The sequence below is a fragment of the Gordonibacter sp. 28C genome, from assembly GCF_003339845.1.
In the GTDB taxonomy this organism is placed as follows: Bacteria; Actinomycetota; Coriobacteriia; order Coriobacteriales; family Eggerthellaceae; genus Gordonibacter.
The window spans coordinates 296912-312161 of sequence record NZ_PPTR01000001.1; the positions used below are offsets into that span (position 1 = coordinate 296912).

The following is a 15250-nucleotide window of genomic DNA, read 5'->3' on the forward strand; positions in this document are numbered from 1 at the left end:
AGATGGGCCAGTACGCGTTCTATTTCGATCAAAGTCGCTGTTATTCGTGCCATGCCTGCTCGGTCGCTTGCAAAGACTGGAATGGGATTGAGGCTGGACCCGAGAAATGGATGTCGGTTTACGAATGGGAGGAAGGCGCGTTTCCCGACATAAGGCTTCGCAGTTTGGCTTTCCCCTGCGCGCACTGCGACGATCCCGCTTGCGTAAAAGCTTGCACTGTCGGGGCGGTTGCGAAAGAAGGCGAATACGGCGCCGTTCTTGTTGACCAAGATGCGTGCACGGGTTGTCGAGCCTGCTACGAGGCATGCCCTTACGGCTCCCCGAAATTCGCGGACGACGGTTCCGATACCAAAATGAGCAAATGCACCATGTGCGTCGACCGGCTCAACGAGGGGCATATTCCTGTGTGCGTGGCATCCTGTCCGCTCAGGGCTCTCGATTTCGGCCCGGTGGACGAAATGACCGCAAAGTACGGCACGTCGCGATGGCTCGATCAGATGCCCGAGCCGGTTACGTCGCCTAATTTCATTGTAAAAGCCGCTGCCGACAGAAAGCGAATTGTTTCGTACGACGCAGAAAAGGCCGTTGAGCTTATGAAAAAGAGAGAAGGGCTCGACGATCTCTTTGACAGCGCGCAGGACGTGACGGAGGTGCCTCGTGAAGCTTTGCGGAGCCCCGAGCTTCGCATGAAGCATGAATCATGCGAAACGCGCTTGCGCTCAACCCATAACTTTGCAGGTTAGCTTGTATCAAGAAAGGGGAAGATCGTGGAAGACTCGCGTTTGAATAGCAAAAAATCCTGGGCGGTTACCGCCATCGTTTGTCTCTGTTTTTTCGTCGTTGAAACTTCCGAGCAGAGGGTGCCTCCAATTCTCCCGATTTTATCTGAGAATATGGGCTTGAGCGTGGTCGACGGAGGCTGGCTCATGAGCGCGTTGGGATGGGCCTCTCTCTTGGCGGCGCTTCCGGCAGCTTGGCTCCTTACGAAAATCAAGCCAAAACTTACCATGGCCTTGGCGGTCGCCCTGCCGCTTGTTTCTGGCATCCTTGGGGGAGTGACGGAATCCTTCGCCGTGCTGTGCTTTGCTCGCGTTCTGAGCGGTGCGGGCATTGGTATCCTCGGAGTCATTTGCGCCTTCATTATCGATGAGTGGTTTACGCCGGACAAAAGAGGCTTACCGACTGCGATCATGGTTTGCATGTATCCGATCGCGTGCTTTTTCATGCTTAACGTGTCTCCGCTCCTCACCGAGTCTTTTTCGTGGCATGCCGTTTGGTGGCTTGGCGCGGTGTTGAGCGCAATCACGCTCGTCGTTGTTTTTGCTCGGCTTTCCAACAAGCGTCCCTATACGGAATCGCACACCGCAAAGTTGAAAGAATCCAATGAGACGGCCGAGAAGGTGAGCGTGAAAAAGCTTGTGAAAACTCCGAGTTTGTGGTGCGTCCTCGTTGCTTTCCTCTGCTTCGACATCACGTTTTACGGTTTGACTACCTACATGCCAACGGCTTTGGTGGAGACGTATGGCGCCACTCTCGATTTCTCGACTCTTATAGTCAGCTTGTTGAGCGCAGTGATGATTCCCGCCATCGTTTTGAACGGCGTCCTACTCAATAAAGTTGGTATAAAAAACCGTAAATATCTCCCCGCCATCGGTCTCGCCGGCCTCGGATTCGGAGCTGCCCTCGCGTTTTTCGCTCCTTCTCTGATGGTCGCTGCTCTTGCGATGGTAGTAGCGGGCTTCTTCGTGGGATTTATCTCGAGTTCGCTGTTCACAATCGGTCCGGATACTATTCCAAGGCCCGTTTACATCGGCATTGTCGTGGCGTTGGTCACCTTGTTCCAAAACGCGGGTATCGCAGTGGGCCCTTTGGTCATCGGAACCGTCGTTGAAGCCGCCGGCAACGTTTGGTCGGCGGCCGGACTACCGTGTTTGATAATCGGCTTGCTCGGCGCGCTCTGTTGTTTGCTCATCAATAACAAAGAAGCCGCGGCAATCGAAAAGAAAGAAAAGGTTGCAAAAACCAAGTGATTGCGTATTGAAGAAGGGGAACGTCGGGCGACTTTTCCGACGTTCCCCTTTGCTATCGGAAGGGAGATCTGATTTTTTGAATGGGAACGAAAACGATGTGCAGGCTAAGGGCGGTACCCTTCGATATTTGCTGATCCCTACGGTCCTCATGCTGCTTGCCACTTTTTTCGCCGCGGTTCAATACAAGGTTCCAACGGTTCTTTCGAGCCTGATCGTCGACAAGGGATTAACCGGAGAATCGGGCCCTTGGCTCATTACCATGTTCACGCTTTCGGGTGCGATGATGGCGCTTGCCTCCGGCCCGTTGACTGGCAAGATAGGAGTCAAGAAGGCAATCTTCGTAGCTTCGTTCTTCAGCGTTGCCGGATCTCTGCTGGGGCTCGCTTTCGAGCAACCGCTTCCTCTTGTTTTGTCTCGCGGGGTTGAAGGCGTGGGGTTCGCGATTATTTGCGTGGCGGGGCCTATAGCGATCAAACAAGTGGTTCCAGAAGAAAAGCAAGGCTTGGCGAATGGCATTTGGGGGGCGTGGATTCCCCTCGGAGCATTTATCGGCGAGGTTTTGGCTCCTGCGATTTATTTCGGGCCAATGGGATTTGCGGGCCTATGGCTTGCTTTCGTCGTTCCCCTTGCGATTGTTGCGGGTTTAGTTCTGGCGTTCGTTCCGCTTCCGAAAAGCGTGCCTGCGACGAAGAGGGAAACGGGGGGCGCAAAGGCTCGAGCTGGAAAAATCAAGCCAAGTCGCAACTTCGTGCTTTTCTTGGTTGCTTGGCTGAGTTTCAATCTTCTCAATTTCACAATTATGAGCTACGCGCCAAGCTACATGCAAAGCACGGGAATGGACGCATCCGTTTCGGGCTTCGTCACTACGATACCCATGCTCCTCTCCATGGCGACAGGTCCTATCGGTGGTGCTCTGATGGACAGATTCGGGTGTGCGAAACAAATTCTTGTGCTCGCTCTTTTTGCCAATATGATTACCACGGTGATGCTCTTCACCTCGCAAGGTGCGATGCTTTGGGTCGCGGCAACGGCAATGGGCTTGTTTGCTACGCCTGTTTTTGTATCCACTTTGGCGTCGATTACGAGGGTGATTGATAACCAGCGTTTTTACACGATGGCCGTTTCCATTTACATGTTCGTTCAATGCTTTGGAGAGTTGTTTTCAGGGCTGGCTGCGCCCTTCTTTTTGGGTGTTCGGCTAAACAATTGGGGTCTGCTGGCGTTTGCGTGCGGTGTTATGGGCTTGGTCGGTGTCGCAAGTGCTATTGCGACGAAGTTCAAATAGCATCGTAATCGCTCGTTGTCTAAGCGAGGGCGATCCGAATGGGGTCGGCAAGTGCGGTTTAGAAAAGGCATGAAGCCAAACCCGAAATGATTATGAGGAAACAAAAAGCAAGGGCGAGCTCGGCGAGCGATATCATTGACCCCTCAGCCGTTCGACAGAAGGAGGCACCACATGGTGGACGCGATTTTCAAGCGGGCGAGCGTGCGGAAGTTCACGGACGACCCGACGACCGACGACGAGGTGCGCGCTCTGCTGCGCGCGGGCATGGCGGCTCCTTCGGGCGGCAACCAGCAGCCGTGGGAGTTCTACGTGGCGCGCGACCGGGCCACGCTGCAGCTGCTTTCGGAGGCGAGCCCCTACGCGAAGCCGGCCGCCGGCGCCGCATGCGCCATCGTGCCGTGCATGCGCACGGAGGGCCTGCGCTTCCCCGAGATAGCCGTGCAGGACATGAGCGCCTGCGTGGAGAACATCCTGCTGGAGGCCGTCGACCTGGGTCTGGGGGCCGTGTGGATGGGCATCGCGCCCGAGCCCGATCGCATGGCCGCCGTGTCCGAGATCGTGGGCGCCCCGGCGGGCCTCGAGCCGTTCGCCGTCATCGCGCTCGGCCGACCGGAGACCGAGCCGGTCGCGAAGGGCAAGGACCGCTACGAGGAAGACCGCGTGCACTGGTTGAACTGCTAGCGATGTTTTCGATGCGCCCGCTGCACGGGCAACGGTGCTGCGGGCGCTACGCCGGGCGGGTTAGGAGTTCCCTGCCTTCACGGCCCCCTGGTCGCAGCGGTTGCCCCAGGAGTCTATGAGCTCGTCGTCGCGGTAGACGCAGATGATCTCGCAATGGTTCGCGCATTTGGAGCATTCGATCTCGCGTGTTTTGAAGGCGAAGTCGCCGATGGCGTCGAAATCGAACGCGTCGTCGCGGGAAGGCTCGCCGCCGCACGCTTCCGTCCCGCGCCCCGCGCCCGTCTCGGCGGCCAGCAGCGCCACGCCGAACGCGCCCATGAGGTGGCCGTCGGGATCCACGAGCACGTCCATGCCCAGCATGTCCTCGAACGCGCGCACCACGCCTGCGTTCTTGCTCACGCCGCCCTGGAACACCACCGGGGCGGTTATCTTCTTGCCCTTGCCTACGTTGTTCAGGTAGTTCGACGCCACGGCGCGGCAGAGTCCCGCGATGATGTCTTCGCGCGCGTAGCCCACTTGTATCTTGTGCACCAGGTCGCTCTCGGCGAACACGGTGCAGCGTGCCGCGATGTTCGCCGGTCGCTTGGCCGTGAGCGCTATCTCGCCGAACTCCTCCACCTCCACGCCCAGGCGGTGCGCCTGGCTGGACAGAAACGCGCCCGTGCCGGCGGCGCACAGCGTGTTCATGGCGTAATCCACGGCGATGCCGCCCTCCACGCAGATGATCTTCGAGTCCTGCCCGCCTATCTCCAGGATGGTGCGCACGTCGGGGTGCAGGTACGTCGTGCCCACGGCATGCGCGGTTATCTCGTTCTTCACCACGGCTGCGCCCAGCATGGCGCCCACGAGCCGTCGTGCGCTGCCGGTGGTCCCCACGGCGCGCACGCGCACCTCGTCGCGATCGATCTGCGCGCCCAAGTCGGCCACCACGCGCCGCGCGGCGTCCGCCGGGTTGCCCTCCGTCCACAGGTACGACCGGGCGACGATGGTGCGGTCGGCATCCACGACGACGCCCTTCGTGGAAATGGATCCGATGTCGATGCCCAGGTAGGCGTCCGTCATCTCGCTCTCTCCTTCTTCATGGCCAGCATGTCGTAGAACGCTTCGAGCCGGGTGTCCAGACCCGTGTCGCTGGTTTGCGAATCGTAGCTCAAGTACAGAATAGGCACGCCGGTGTCACGGCTGACCTGCTGCAAGACGGGTATGCAGTCCACTTCCGGCGTGCATCCCGACGATTTCAGGTGCACGATGCCGTCGAAGCCCTCCTGCGCGTACTTGAGCGCGGCCGCGATGGTCATGCTCGACGTGGGGCCCATGTCGTAGCGCACGTAGTCGGCGATGCTCGCGCGCAGGTTCTTCTCGTGGTAGCGCAGGTTGCGGTTCGTCATGTTCAGCATCCGGTGCACTCCCACGCCCATGTCCAGCAGCTTGCGCTCGAGACCCAGGTTGGAATGCGGGTCGGCCGCCGTGAAGTACTCGCCCACCACGCCCACGCGCAGCGGTCGGGCGGGCATGCGCACCGGAAGCTCCCGCAGGGCCTCCATGCCCCGCTTGTGCGCGTCGGCTATGTCGCGATCGCTCGCGGCGGCGCGCATGTCGGCGTGGTAGGAGGCCAGCGTGCTCGCGAAGGAGCCGCGCTCGGCTTCGAACCCGGCGTGGGCCAGGTAGAAGTCCTGCGCCTCGTCAAGGCACTCGATCATCTTGAAGGCGGCCAGCATGCCGCGCACGCCGTGCGGCACGGACAGGTTCGGGTTCACCTTCTTCTTGCATACCTCGATGTAGTCGGTGAGCGGCTTGCCCGTGACCGTGGCGAAGTTCAGCATCTCGAACTCGTAGCCCAAGTCGCGCAGGATGGATTCTTGCAGCTCGCCGTAATAGCCCAGGCGGCAAGGGCCGGCGAACTGCACGAGCACGTCGGCGCCCAGCTCCAGCGCCTCCAGGTAGTCGCCCAGGATGTGCTTGAACGGGGCGCACACGGAGTCGCTGGAGTTGCGGCTGCCCAGCTCCACCGTGCGCTTCGTGGGCTCGGGCAGGGGCAGGTAGTCGGCGTCGAGCACCTGTTCCACGAAGAACTTGAACACGATGTCGTAGTAGCTGTAGCGCAAAAAGGCCACGCGCGTGCGGGCGTGGCGGTCGCGTTTGGGGCGGGGGCGCGGCAGCACGAGGCGCGGCGGGCGCTTGCGCTCGAGCTGCAGGGCGATGCGGGCACGCAGCGTGTCGTCGGAGCCGTCGGCGTGTCCGATCAGGCTTTCGTCGATCGCGCCGATCCCTCTTCCGCTTTCGACGGAGGTTGCCGCTCCGTCGAAGATGCCGCTCGGCCCGTTTGAGGCGGAAGCGGCGCGGTCCGGGCCGTCGTCGTCCATGCTAGCCATGCACGTACCCTCCCTTCTTCTGATAGCGCAGGATGTCCACGAAGCTCTCGATGCGCGTCTCCAAACCTGCCGTGCCGCTCTGCGCGTCGATGGTGAGGTTCAAAATGGGCTTGCCCTGGATGCAGCGCATGATGGCGTCGTCGGTCATGGAGTCGGGCCCGCAGGGGAACGCGCTCACCAGCACGATGCCGTCTATGCGCTCGTGCAGCAGCAGGATGGCGCCGATGAGCTCGCGGTTCACTATCCACGGCATCGTGGCCGAGAAGTCGAAGCTGGCCTTGAGCGCGCGCTCGCGGTCTGCCTCGTCGGCGAAGACCACGGTGGCGCCCATGCGCTCGAGCGGGTCCGTAACGCTGCCGCCCAGGTAGGGGTCGTGCGCCAGGTAGGGGTGCGCCACCAGCAAGATGGCCAAAGGCCGGTCTTCGCCCTGCATGGAGGCGAGCGAGGCGACGAGCCGCTCCTGGGCTCCCGCCGCCGCCCGATCGGCGCGCTCCTGCTCGTGGGAAGCGGTCTTCCAGGCGCGCTTCGCTTCTCGGGGGCTCGCCCCGAAGCGAAGCGCCAGCTCGAGGAACGCATCGCGCATCGACGCATGCTCTTCGGTCACGTCCACCAAGCACGACGCCACGCGCACGTTGCGATCGCGCAGCGTGTTGGCAACCAAGTCGGGCAGCGCCTGGAACTTCGTGCAAAAACCCAGATGGTGTCCCAGGTTCCCCATGCTCGGCACGAACAGCGCGTCGCAGGCGCCCACCAGGCTTGCGGCGTGCCCCAGGTAGGCTTTCGAGGCCAGGCAGCATTCGTCCACGGACAGGGCGCCTCCCGCGTCCACGAGCGCGCGGTCCGTCTCGCGGCTGAGCACCACCTCGCGCCCCAGCTCGCGAAAGAACGCCTCCCACAGCGTTCCGTAGCGATGGTACAGCAGCGCTCGGGGGATGCCCACGCTGCGCACGTCGGCGTAATCGTTCTGCTTGAGGATGCCCATGCGACCCCTTCGTTCGCTCGATGGTTGGCCCCATGGTATCGCTTCGAAGGGGGGCGCGCTGTGCCGCCGTCGGTTCGCCATAAACCTTCCAATCGGTTCAGACGATGCGTTCGGATGGGGCGGGCAGCGTGCGACGCGGCGCCTTTGCGTGTGCGTGGCCCTGCCGATGGCCGGCTGCAACGTGCCGTTGATAGGGGTCTGATGTCTCTGTGCTGCTATCTTGATCGGAGGATGCGTAACAAATGGGTTTCAAAAGAAGTTGAATGGGTTTCGGCGCGCCGGCGGGCAGGGCGCAGAGCTGTAGAATTTGAACGTTGATGTCATGAGGTGAAGGTTGAAAGCGAAACCATTGAATATCAAGCAGATCCGATATTTTGCAACGGTTGTCGAACTTGGTAGCCTGTCTGCGGCGGCGAAAAGCAGGTTCGTCACCGTGCAGGCGGTTTCGAAGGCCATCGCCGACCTCGAGCGCGAGTTGGGGCGCAGCCTGTTCGTGCGCGAAAGCCGCGGCGTGCATCCCACGCCGTTCGGCGAGGCGTTCTACCAGAAGGCCGCCGTGGTCTTGAAGGATTTCGACGAGCTCGAGGCCTTCGCCAAGGGTTATCGGGAACGCGAATCCACCAATGCGCTGCGCCTCGCCTTGTGCTCGCCGCCTTTTTACGGGAACGAGCAGGCGCGCGCGAGCATTGCCGCTTTTGCGAAACGAGGCTTGCGCGTCGACGTGAGCGTCGCGCTGGAAACCGGCACCGAAGGGGTGGCGAAGCTTCGCGGAAACGATTACGACGCGCTCATCACCATCGGAACGTTCGTCCATCCCGGCATCGATTGCGTGCCGGTGGGCACGGTCGCCCCCGGGGTGGTCATGGCGAAGGATCATCCTCTTGCGAGCCAGGAGTCGGTGAGCCTGGCCGACCTGGCGTGCTATCCCGTGTCCCTGTCGACCGAGTTCGACAACTTCAACGACTCCATCGTCACCATGTACCGCAGACGCAAGGCGAACATGGATTTCGTCCCGCTCGTCCCGAGCAAGTTCGACCACCATCTGACGGTCGACAAGGGCGTTTGCTTCATGGTGTACATTCCCGCGTTGGGGGCAATGCATCCCGGCACGGTGATAAGGCCCATCGCGCCTGGAGATGCCGTCGCCGTCCCCATCTGCCTGGTCAGCATGAAAGATCGCAAGGCCTCCTCGTATCTGGCGTTCGAACGGTGGTTGGCAAGCGAGCTGGCGGTTCTCGGCGGCGCGTTCGACGCTTCGGCAAAATAGCGGCGCCTCGGCCATCTTGTCGTCAAGCTCGGGTTTACCCTGCCTTGAAAATATATTTGAATGTTTCGCGAAGGACGAGAGGCGGGGGAAGCCTAGTACAATAACTCACTATTGTGCCCTCATCTGGCCTCTAAGGTGCGTTGTTGAACATCAAGCAGATCATATACCTGTCAAAAGTCGTGGAGCGCGGCAGCCTGTCGTCGGCCGCCAAGGAGCTGTACGTCACCGTGCAGGCGCTATCCAAGGCCATCGCCGACCTCGAACGCGAGTTGGGGCAAAGCCTGTTCGTGCGCGGCAGCCGCGGTATGCAGCCCACGTCGTTCGGAACGTTGTTCTATCAGAAAGCCCAGAGCGTTATCGCCGGGTTCGAAGGGCTCGAATCGTTTTCCCTCACCTACGCCGATGTAAACGGAATGCCCGACTGCCTGCGCCTCGCGTTGAACACCCCGGCGTTCCCCGGCAACGAGCTGGTGCGCGAGAACACGGCGGCGTTCATGAAAAGCCAGCTTGGAATCGATGTCACCTGCGACCTCGCCACCGGCGAGGCAGGATACGAGGGGCTGGTCGACGGCACGTTCGACGTGCTAGTCACCGTGGGGGCCTTCCGTCATGCCGACGTCGACTGCTGTCCCGTCGGCACCGTTCCCGCCGGCGTCATGATGGGTTCGCGCCACCCGCTTGCGGCGAAGGACGTGGTCGCTTTGGACGACCTCGCCCCGTACCCGATAGCGCGTTCCAGCTGGTTCGACCGTGCCAACGACACCATCGTCGAAAGCTATCGCAAGCGGGAGGCGCATCTGAACTTCGTCGAGCTCGCGTTAGACGACGTCGCTAAGTTCCTGGGCGAGGGCGGCCTCATCTTCACCACGGGCATCCCCGCGCTCGGGCGCACGAGCCCTCTGCTGACGGTGCGTCTTCTGGCTTCGGAAGACGCCATGGCGGTGCCCATCTGCGTCGTCTGCCTGAAAGGCCGTGGCGCCGCGACGTTCTCCGTGGTGGAGAAGCTGCGCTCGAGCGGCGGACTTCCTTTCCTGAAGTAGCGCGCTGCACGCCCTCGCGGGGCGCTGACTCTCGCCAAATGAAACGGCCCCTTCCGCGAATGAACGTGTCGGAAGGGGCCGTGCTCTGGGGGCGTTCGCCTCGATGCTAGTTCTTGGCCTTCTGCTTCAAACCCATCCAGATGAGCGCGGCCAGCGCGGCGCCGACCAGCGGGGCGACGATGAACACCCACACCTGCGAGAGCGCCGTGGCGTCGCCGGACACGGCCATCATGAGGGCCGGGCCGAAGCTGCGCGCCGGGTTCACGGACGTGCCCGTAAGCGGAATGCCCATGATGTGCACGAACGCCAGCGTGAGGCCGATGATGATGCCGGCATAGGGCGCCGTGCGCTCGTCGGCCGTCGAACCCAGCACGCTCAGCACGAAGATGCAGGTGAGGATGACCTCGACGATAAGGGCGCCCGCGAGCGAGATGCCTACGGCCGACGCGGCCTCGTAGCCGTCGCAGCCTAGGCCGGTGGCCAGCACACCGCCTAAATCGCACATGCTGATGATGAGGGCCAGCACGGCGGCCGCCACAATGCCGCCGACGAACTGGGCAACCCAATAGCCGGCCAGGTCCTTGCCCGACAGGCGCTTGTCCAGGAACAGGCCGAACGACACGGCCGGATTGATGTGGCATCCCGATACGTTGCCGATGACGAACGCCATGGCCACGATGGACAGGCCGAACGCCATGGCGATGCCCAGCGTGCCCAGCGTCGCGCCCGCCACGGCGGCGCTGCCGCAGCCGAACAGCGTGAGCACGAACGTGCCGAACGCCTCCGCGGCGTACTTCTTCATTGGTGAAACTTCCATGGTAAGGCTCCCCTTGATTCGATGATTGCTTGCAGACGCCCGCGCTCGGAGCGCGGGTTGCGGGTTTCGACGCAGGCTGCTATTTCGTGCTGCCTATGCGGCAGATGGTGCTGCCGCAAACGGGGCACGTGCCCTTCGTGATGGGCTTGCCGTTCTTCGTCATGCCTGCGACGGGGTCTTTCATGGGTTTCTTTTCCTTGCACTTCATGCAGTACGCTTCCACGGCCATGGTTGGCTCCTCTCCTTGAGTAATAGTTGGCGCTGTTATCGTCGTTGGAGAGTAACCCCATGTCAATACGCTTAAAATGTTGTTGAACGGCTTGACAGCGGGCGTCGGGCGACCGTTCGTCGGCGCGTGCGCCTCTCTACCAAGCCACCGTCACGCCGGCCCAGTCGAGAATGCCCTTGTCCATGTTGTACACGTTGGTGAAGCCGTTGTTGATGAGCTGCGCGCAGGATTTCCGGGCGCGGTTTCCGGTGCGGCAGTAGGCGAGCACCGGAGCGTCCCGGTCGAGGCCTTCGAGCTCGGCGGGCAACGGGTCGAAGCCGTCGTAGCGGATGTTCAGCGACTCGCGCAGATGCCCGTCGGCGTATTCCTGGGGCGAGCGCACGTCCAAGACGGTCACGCCGCCTTGCTCGACCAGATCTTCGGCGGCTTCCGAAGAGATCAGGTGGTACGCGTCCGAATCGAGCGCCCGCTGGTCGTCGGCCGTGATGACGACTTTGACCGAGCCTTCCTCGTCTGCCATGCTGCCCTCCCGTCTGTCCCTCCTGCCGCGGCAAGCGGGGAGAAATTAAATGTATCCAATGCAATTACAGTTTATGACGGTAACAGTAATTCTCTTGGAAGGGCATGTCAAGCGGAAGTTTCCGGGGGCGGCGGAAAACCCGGGCGCGCCGTTCCGCGATCGCGCTGGGGCAGGATCGATCGACGGTTTGGCCGGCACGCCCGTCCGCGCTACGCAACCGTGGCGAACAGGTCGTTGAACGCCTCGCTCATGGTGGGGTGCGTGTACACGGCGTCGCGCAGGGTTTGGTAGGGCAGTCCGGCGTCCATGGCGAGTTTGACGGTGTTGACCATCTCGTGGGACTCCTCGCAGAACAGGTGCGCTCCCAAGATATGGTCGGTGTCGGCGTCGACGACGGCTTTCAGCAGGCCCGTGGGCTTTTGGAGCAGCTGCGCTTTGGGAACGGCCGCGGCGGGGAGCTTCGCGGCCTTCACGTTGAAGCCGGCGTCGCGCGCCTCCTGCTCGGTCATGCCCACGCGCGAGAACGGCGGATCCAGGAACACGCTGTACGGCACGGCGCCGCGGTTCTCGGTGGTGCGGGCGCCGTCGCCCAGCACGGCGGATTTCACGATGCGGGAGTCGTCGAGCGAGATGTAGGTGAACTGCAGCCCGCCCGCCACGTCGCCCAGGGCCCAGACGTTCGGGGCAGTGGTGCGCAGATGCTCGTCGGTGCGCACGGCCCCGCGCTCGGTGAGCTCCACGCCGGCCGCCTCCAGGTTGAGCTCGGCCACGTTGGGACGGCGGCCGGTGGCCACGAGCACGGCGTCGGCGGGCAGGAGTTTTTCCGAACCTGAGGTCTCGACCACCACGACGGCCCGTTCGGCGTCGTCCTCTATGCTCCGCACGTCGGCGCCCAGCATCACGCGGACGCCGCGCTCCTCCAAGCTGGCCAGCACGGCGGCGGCGATCTCGGCGTCCTCGCGCGGCAGGAACGCGTCCTCGTTCTGCACGACGACGACCTGCGAGCCGAAGTTCGCGTACATCGAGGCGAACTCCATGCCGATATAGCCTCCTCCGATGATGACCAGGCGTTCGGGAAGCTCTCGCACGTCGAGCAACGTCTCGCTCACGAACACGCGCGGGCCGTCCGCGCCGGGGATGGGCGGCACGAACGGGCGGGCGCCCGTGTTGACGAACACCTGCGCTGCTTCGACGGTCTCCTTGCCGCCGTCCGGCGTGCGCACGGTCAGGTGCGTCGCGTCCGCGAACGACGCCGTGCCGTCCATCACCTGCACGTTCGGCAGGTCGGCCAGCTTGCGGTAGTTCTTGTCGCGCAGCATGCCGGTCAGGCGATCCTTCTCGTCGACGGCTGCGGCGTAGCGCGCGGCGCGTTCGGCGAACGCGCCGCCTTGGGCGGCCGACAGCGCGGCAGAGCTCACAAGCGATTTCGTGGGGATGCAAGCCACGTTGATGCACGTGCCTCCGTACATCTTCGGCGACTGCTCCACCAGCACCACCGTCTTTCCCGCGCTGGCGAGCGCGCCCGCCAGCGTCTTTCCGCCTTTGCCGAAGCCGATGACGGCCGCGTCGACCTGTTTCATGGTAATTCCTTTCGGAGGGAGGATTTCGAAGATTCGGGGGGCTTGGGGGAGCGCGCCGGCGTGGCGCGACTCGTGGGGTTGCGTTTGCCCACACAACTACGAGTTCGGTCGTGGCGGCGCGCTCCCCCAAGGCTCCCGGTGCCGGCCCGCTTTTCCCTGCGGGCCGGTGGGCCTGGCAGGGTTCTACATCATGGCGTCGGTGCCGGTTTCGGTCTCGTAGGGCCAATCCACTATGCCGCCCATGTCGTTCACATCGGTGAAGCCCATGGCCACCAGCTTGTCGGAGGCCTGCTTGCTGCGAACGCCGGTGCGACAGTACACCACGAGTTTGTCGTCCTTGCCGCTCAACTGGGACGGCTGCGCCGATCCTATGTCCTCGTTGGGGATGTTGACGGCGCCGGGCACGTGGCCGTCGGCGTACTCCTGCGGCGTGCGCACGTCGACGACGGTGACGTCGCCCTGGTCCATGAGGGCTTTGCCCTCTTCGGCCGTTATCTTGTGATAGGCGTTCGCCGCGTCGGACGTTCCGTCGCCGTTCATGCCCGATCCGCCCATCGCGTTGTCGGGGCCGGTGCCGCCCGCCATGTCTCCCGTTCCGGTCGACGTTCCGCCCGCGCATGCGGACAGCCCGAGCGCCGCCGCCAAGGCCAGCGTTGCGGCTGCGGCGGCTAGCGCCCTTCTTTTCCTACCGTCGGCTCGCATACCCGCCCCTTTCTCCGTTAACACCTTAAATGTAATCGCCATAGGTACAATTACTGACTGTAACAATAATGCGTACAGTTATCGCTGTCAAGAAGAAAGGGGAGATTCCTGAAAGAAAAGTCAGCACGGCCCGCGGAAGCCCGCGGGCCGTGCTCCGTCGCGGCGCATCGGGCCGCGGTCGCCTCGGAAAGCCTGCGCTTATTTCTGCACCTTGGCGAACAGGTTGTTCAGCTCCTCGGTGAGGGTGGGATGCGTGAACACGGCGCCGCGCAGGCTGGCGGCGGTGAGGCCCTCGTCCAGGGCGAGTTTCGCCAGGTTGACGATCTCGGGCGCGTCCGAGCAGTACAGGTGCACGCCCAGCACGCGGTCGGTCGCGCTGTCCACGACGGCTTTCATGAGCAGTGCCTGCTTGCCCAGCAGCGGCGCCTTCGGCATGTCCTCGGCCTTGAGCACGGCGGTGGCCACATCGTAGCCTTGGTCGCGCGCATCCTGCTCGGTGAGTCCGACGCGGGCGAAGGGCGGGTTGGCGAAAATGCACGACGGCACGGCGCCGCGGTCGTCGCGCGTGCGGCTGCCGTCGCCCAGCACGTCGGACGCGGTTATGCGGTAGTCGTCGTACGACACGTAGGTGAACTGCTGCGCCTCCGTCGCATCGCCCAGCGCCCAGATGTTCGGGGCGGTGGTGCGCAGGTGCTCGTCGGTCACGACGGCCCCATGCTCGTTCACCTCCACGCCGGCGGCGCTCAGGTTCAGGACGTCCGTGGCGGGGCGCCGTCCGGTGGCCACGAGCGCGAAATCGCCGGGGATGCGTTCCTCTTTCCCGTCGATGTCGGCCACCACCAGCACCTGGGCCACGTCGTCGTCGATGCTCTTCACGTGCGCGCCCAGCGCAAGGCGGATGCCGCGCGCCTCGAAGTTCTCGCGCACGGCGCGCGCCACGTCGCAGTCTTCGCGCGGCAGCAACTCGTCACCGCTTTGCAGCACCGTCACGTCCACGCCGAAGTCGGCGAACAGCGACGCGAACTCCAGGCCCACGTAGCCCGCGCCCACCACGACCACGCGCTCGGGCAGCACTTTCACGTCCAGCAGCGTTTCGCTTGTGTAGACGCGCTTGCCGTCCGCACCCGGGATATCGGGCAGCGCGGGCACGGAGCCGGTGTCGATGAACGTGCGGGCGGCTTCGATGCGCCGCTCCCCGTCGGCCGTGCTCACGACCAGGTGGGTGGCGTCGGCGAACGACGCCTCGCCATCGACGAGCTCTATGCGCGGGTTGTCGGCAAGGGCACGGCGGCTTCGTTCGCGCAAGCGCGCCGTGGCCGCGTTCTTCTCGTCGACGGCGGCTTCGTAGCGCTCGGATCGTTCCGGAAACTCGCCGCCTTGAAACGCGCTTTCGGCTGCGGCGTGCACGAGCATCTTCGAGGGCAGGCAGGCCGTGTTCACGCACGAACCGCCGTACATGCGGCTCGACCGCTCGATAACGGCCACGGTGAACCCCGCGTTCGCCAAGTCCAACGCCAACGGCTTGCCCGCCGACCCGAATCCGATGATCGCCGCATCTACTTGGTCCATGGCTCTTCCTTTCCTCGATTTCTCTTTTGCGGCCGCATGGTGCGGCCCTCGTCGTGCGCCTGTGCTTGCCGCATCGTCGCGGGCGTCAGGCTCGCCCGTCCGGCGAGGTTCATCGTACGCTCTGCGACAGCCCGGGCGGCCCGCAGACGCGCGCGTGCGTCGTGCGATAACCGAAC

At 63.2% G+C, this 15250-nt stretch carries 15 protein-coding genes; 6 read left to right on the forward strand and 9 right to left on the reverse strand.

All coding sequences use genetic code 11. The features are described 5' to 3' along the window. Window positions 1–2: 2 nt before the first annotated feature. The 4 genes from C1878_RS01225 (at window position 3) to C1878_RS01240 (ending at window position 3996) form a co-directional block, all read left to right on the forward strand. Window positions 3–743, forward strand: coding sequence for a 4Fe-4S dicluster domain-containing protein (locus C1878_RS01225; protein WP_114599883.1), 741 nt, complete (start codon window positions 3–5; stop codon window positions 741–743). Window positions 744–767: 24 nt separating this feature from the next. Next, the gene (locus C1878_RS01230) at window positions 768–2030 is read left to right on the forward strand and encodes an MFS transporter (RefSeq protein ID WP_158539647.1); all 1263 of its coding nucleotides are present in this window, start codon (window positions 768–770) and stop codon (window positions 2028–2030) included. Between the two features lie 76 nt (window positions 2031–2106). Beyond that, entirely contained in the window at window positions 2107–3315 is a 1209-nt protein-coding gene (locus C1878_RS01235; RefSeq protein ID WP_147272882.1) for a CynX/NimT family MFS transporter, read from the forward strand. A 171-nt stretch (window positions 3316–3486) separates the two neighbouring features. Then, the gene (locus C1878_RS01240; protein ID WP_199519259.1) at window positions 3487–3996 is read left to right on the forward strand and encodes a nitroreductase family protein; all 510 of its coding nucleotides are present in this window, start codon (window positions 3487–3489) and stop codon (window positions 3994–3996) included. A gap of 60 nt (window positions 3997–4056) precedes the next feature. Here C1878_RS01240 and C1878_RS01245 read toward each other — a convergent pair whose 3' ends face one another. Genes C1878_RS01245 through C1878_RS01255 form a run of 3 tightly spaced genes read right to left on the reverse strand, consistent with a single transcriptional unit; the run spans window position 4057 to window position 7350 of the window. After that, window positions 4057–5058 carry an acyl-CoA dehydratase activase gene (locus C1878_RS01245; protein ID WP_114599886.1) on the reverse strand — a complete coding sequence of 334 codons (1002 nt, stop codon included), beginning with the start codon at window positions 5056–5058 and terminating at the stop codon, window positions 4057–4059. Further along, entirely contained in the window at window positions 5055–6368 is a 1314-nt protein-coding gene (locus tag C1878_RS01250; RefSeq protein WP_241963558.1) for a hypothetical protein, read from the reverse strand. Before C1878_RS01250 ends, C1878_RS01245 begins: the two co-directional genes overlap by 4 nt. Further along, a complete protein-coding gene (locus C1878_RS01255; RefSeq protein ID WP_114599887.1) occupies window positions 6361–7350 on the reverse strand; it encodes an acyl-CoA dehydratase activase-related protein in 990 nt (329 codons plus the stop codon). The genes C1878_RS01250 and C1878_RS01255 overlap by 8 nt, the downstream gene beginning before the upstream one ends. 349 nt (window positions 7351–7699) lie before the next feature. Here C1878_RS01255 and C1878_RS01260 point away from each other — a divergent pair, with 349 nt between their 5' ends. Both C1878_RS01260 and C1878_RS01265 read left to right on the forward strand, forming a co-directional pair. Continuing rightward, entirely contained in the window at window positions 7700–8617 is a 918-nt protein-coding gene (locus C1878_RS01260; RefSeq protein ID WP_241963559.1) for a LysR family transcriptional regulator, read from the forward strand. A gap of 143 nt (window positions 8618–8760) precedes the next feature. Beyond that, a complete protein-coding gene (locus C1878_RS01265) occupies window positions 8761–9657 on the forward strand; it encodes a LysR family transcriptional regulator (protein WP_158539648.1) in 897 nt (298 codons plus the stop codon). 106 nt (window positions 9658–9763) lie between these two features. Here C1878_RS01265 and C1878_RS01270 read toward each other — a convergent pair whose 3' ends face one another. From C1878_RS01270 to C1878_RS01290, 6 genes are all read right to left on the reverse strand, one after another. Then, window positions 9764–10474 (reverse strand): aquaporin, encoded by a 711-nt coding sequence (locus C1878_RS01270; protein WP_114599889.1) that lies wholly within the window; start codon window positions 10472–10474, stop codon window positions 9764–9766. A gap of 79 nt (window positions 10475–10553) precedes the next feature. Then, complete coding sequence (locus C1878_RS16675; protein WP_167510309.1) at window positions 10554–10703, reverse strand: DUF5679 domain-containing protein; 150 nt, start codon at window positions 10701–10703, stop codon at window positions 10554–10556. Window positions 10704–10839: 136 nt separating this feature from the next. Then, window positions 10840–11223 carry a rhodanese-like domain-containing protein gene (locus C1878_RS01275; RefSeq protein WP_114599890.1) on the reverse strand — a complete coding sequence of 128 codons (384 nt, stop codon included), beginning with the start codon at window positions 11221–11223 and terminating at the stop codon, window positions 10840–10842. Between the two features lie 209 nt (window positions 11224–11432). Beyond that, the gene (locus tag C1878_RS01280; protein WP_114599891.1) at window positions 11433–12803 is read right to left on the reverse strand and encodes an FAD-dependent oxidoreductase; all 1371 of its coding nucleotides are present in this window, start codon (window positions 12801–12803) and stop codon (window positions 11433–11435) included. Window positions 12804–12986: 183 nt separating this feature from the next. Beyond that, window positions 12987–13505: a rhodanese-like domain-containing protein gene (locus C1878_RS01285; protein WP_199519260.1), complete on the reverse strand. Its 519-nt coding sequence runs from the start codon at window positions 13503–13505 to the stop codon at window positions 12987–12989. A 198-nt stretch (window positions 13506–13703) separates the two neighbouring features. After that, complete coding sequence (locus C1878_RS01290) at window positions 13704–15074, reverse strand: FAD-dependent oxidoreductase (protein ID WP_114599892.1); 1371 nt, start codon at window positions 15072–15074, stop codon at window positions 13704–13706. Between the last annotated feature and the right edge of the window lie 176 nt (window positions 15075–15250).

What these genes read in the sequence shown, in the direction of transcription:
- C1878_RS01225 (WP_114599883.1), top strand. Translation starts at nt 3, where the DNA reads ATGGGCCAGTACGCGTTCTATTTCGATCAAAGTCGCTGTTATTCGTGC.
- C1878_RS01240 (WP_199519259.1), top strand. Translation starts at nt 3,487, where the DNA reads ATGGTGGACGCGATTTTCAAGCGGGCGAGCGTGCGGAAGTTCACGGAC.
- C1878_RS01245 (WP_114599886.1), bottom strand. Translation starts at nt 5,058, where the DNA reads ATGACGGACGCCTACCTGGGCATCGACATCGGATCCATTTCCACGAAG.
- C1878_RS01250 (WP_241963558.1), bottom strand. Translation starts at nt 6,368, where the DNA reads ATGGCTAGCATGGACGACGACGGCCCGGACCGCGCCGCTTCCGCCTCA.
- C1878_RS01255 (WP_114599887.1), bottom strand. Translation starts at nt 7,350, where the DNA reads ATGGGCATCCTCAAGCAGAACGATTACGCCGACGTGCGCAGCGTGGGC.
- C1878_RS01270 (WP_114599889.1), bottom strand. Translation starts at nt 10,474, where the DNA reads ATGGAAGTTTCACCAATGAAGAAGTACGCCGCGGAGGCGTTCGGCACG.
- C1878_RS16675 (WP_167510309.1), bottom strand. Translation starts at nt 10,703, where the DNA reads ATGGCCGTGGAAGCGTACTGCATGAAGTGCAAGGAAAAGAAACCCATG.
- C1878_RS01275 (WP_114599890.1), bottom strand. Translation starts at nt 11,223, where the DNA reads ATGGCAGACGAGGAAGGCTCGGTCAAAGTCGTCATCACGGCCGACGAC.
- C1878_RS01280 (WP_114599891.1), bottom strand. Translation starts at nt 12,803, where the DNA reads ATGAAACAGGTCGACGCGGCCGTCATCGGCTTCGGCAAAGGCGGAAAG.
- C1878_RS01285 (WP_199519260.1), bottom strand. Translation starts at nt 13,505, where the DNA reads ATGCGAGCCGACGGTAGGAAAAGAAGGGCGCTAGCCGCCGCAGCCGCA.
- C1878_RS01290 (WP_114599892.1), bottom strand. Translation starts at nt 15,074, where the DNA reads ATGGACCAAGTAGATGCGGCGATCATCGGATTCGGGTCGGCGGGCAAG.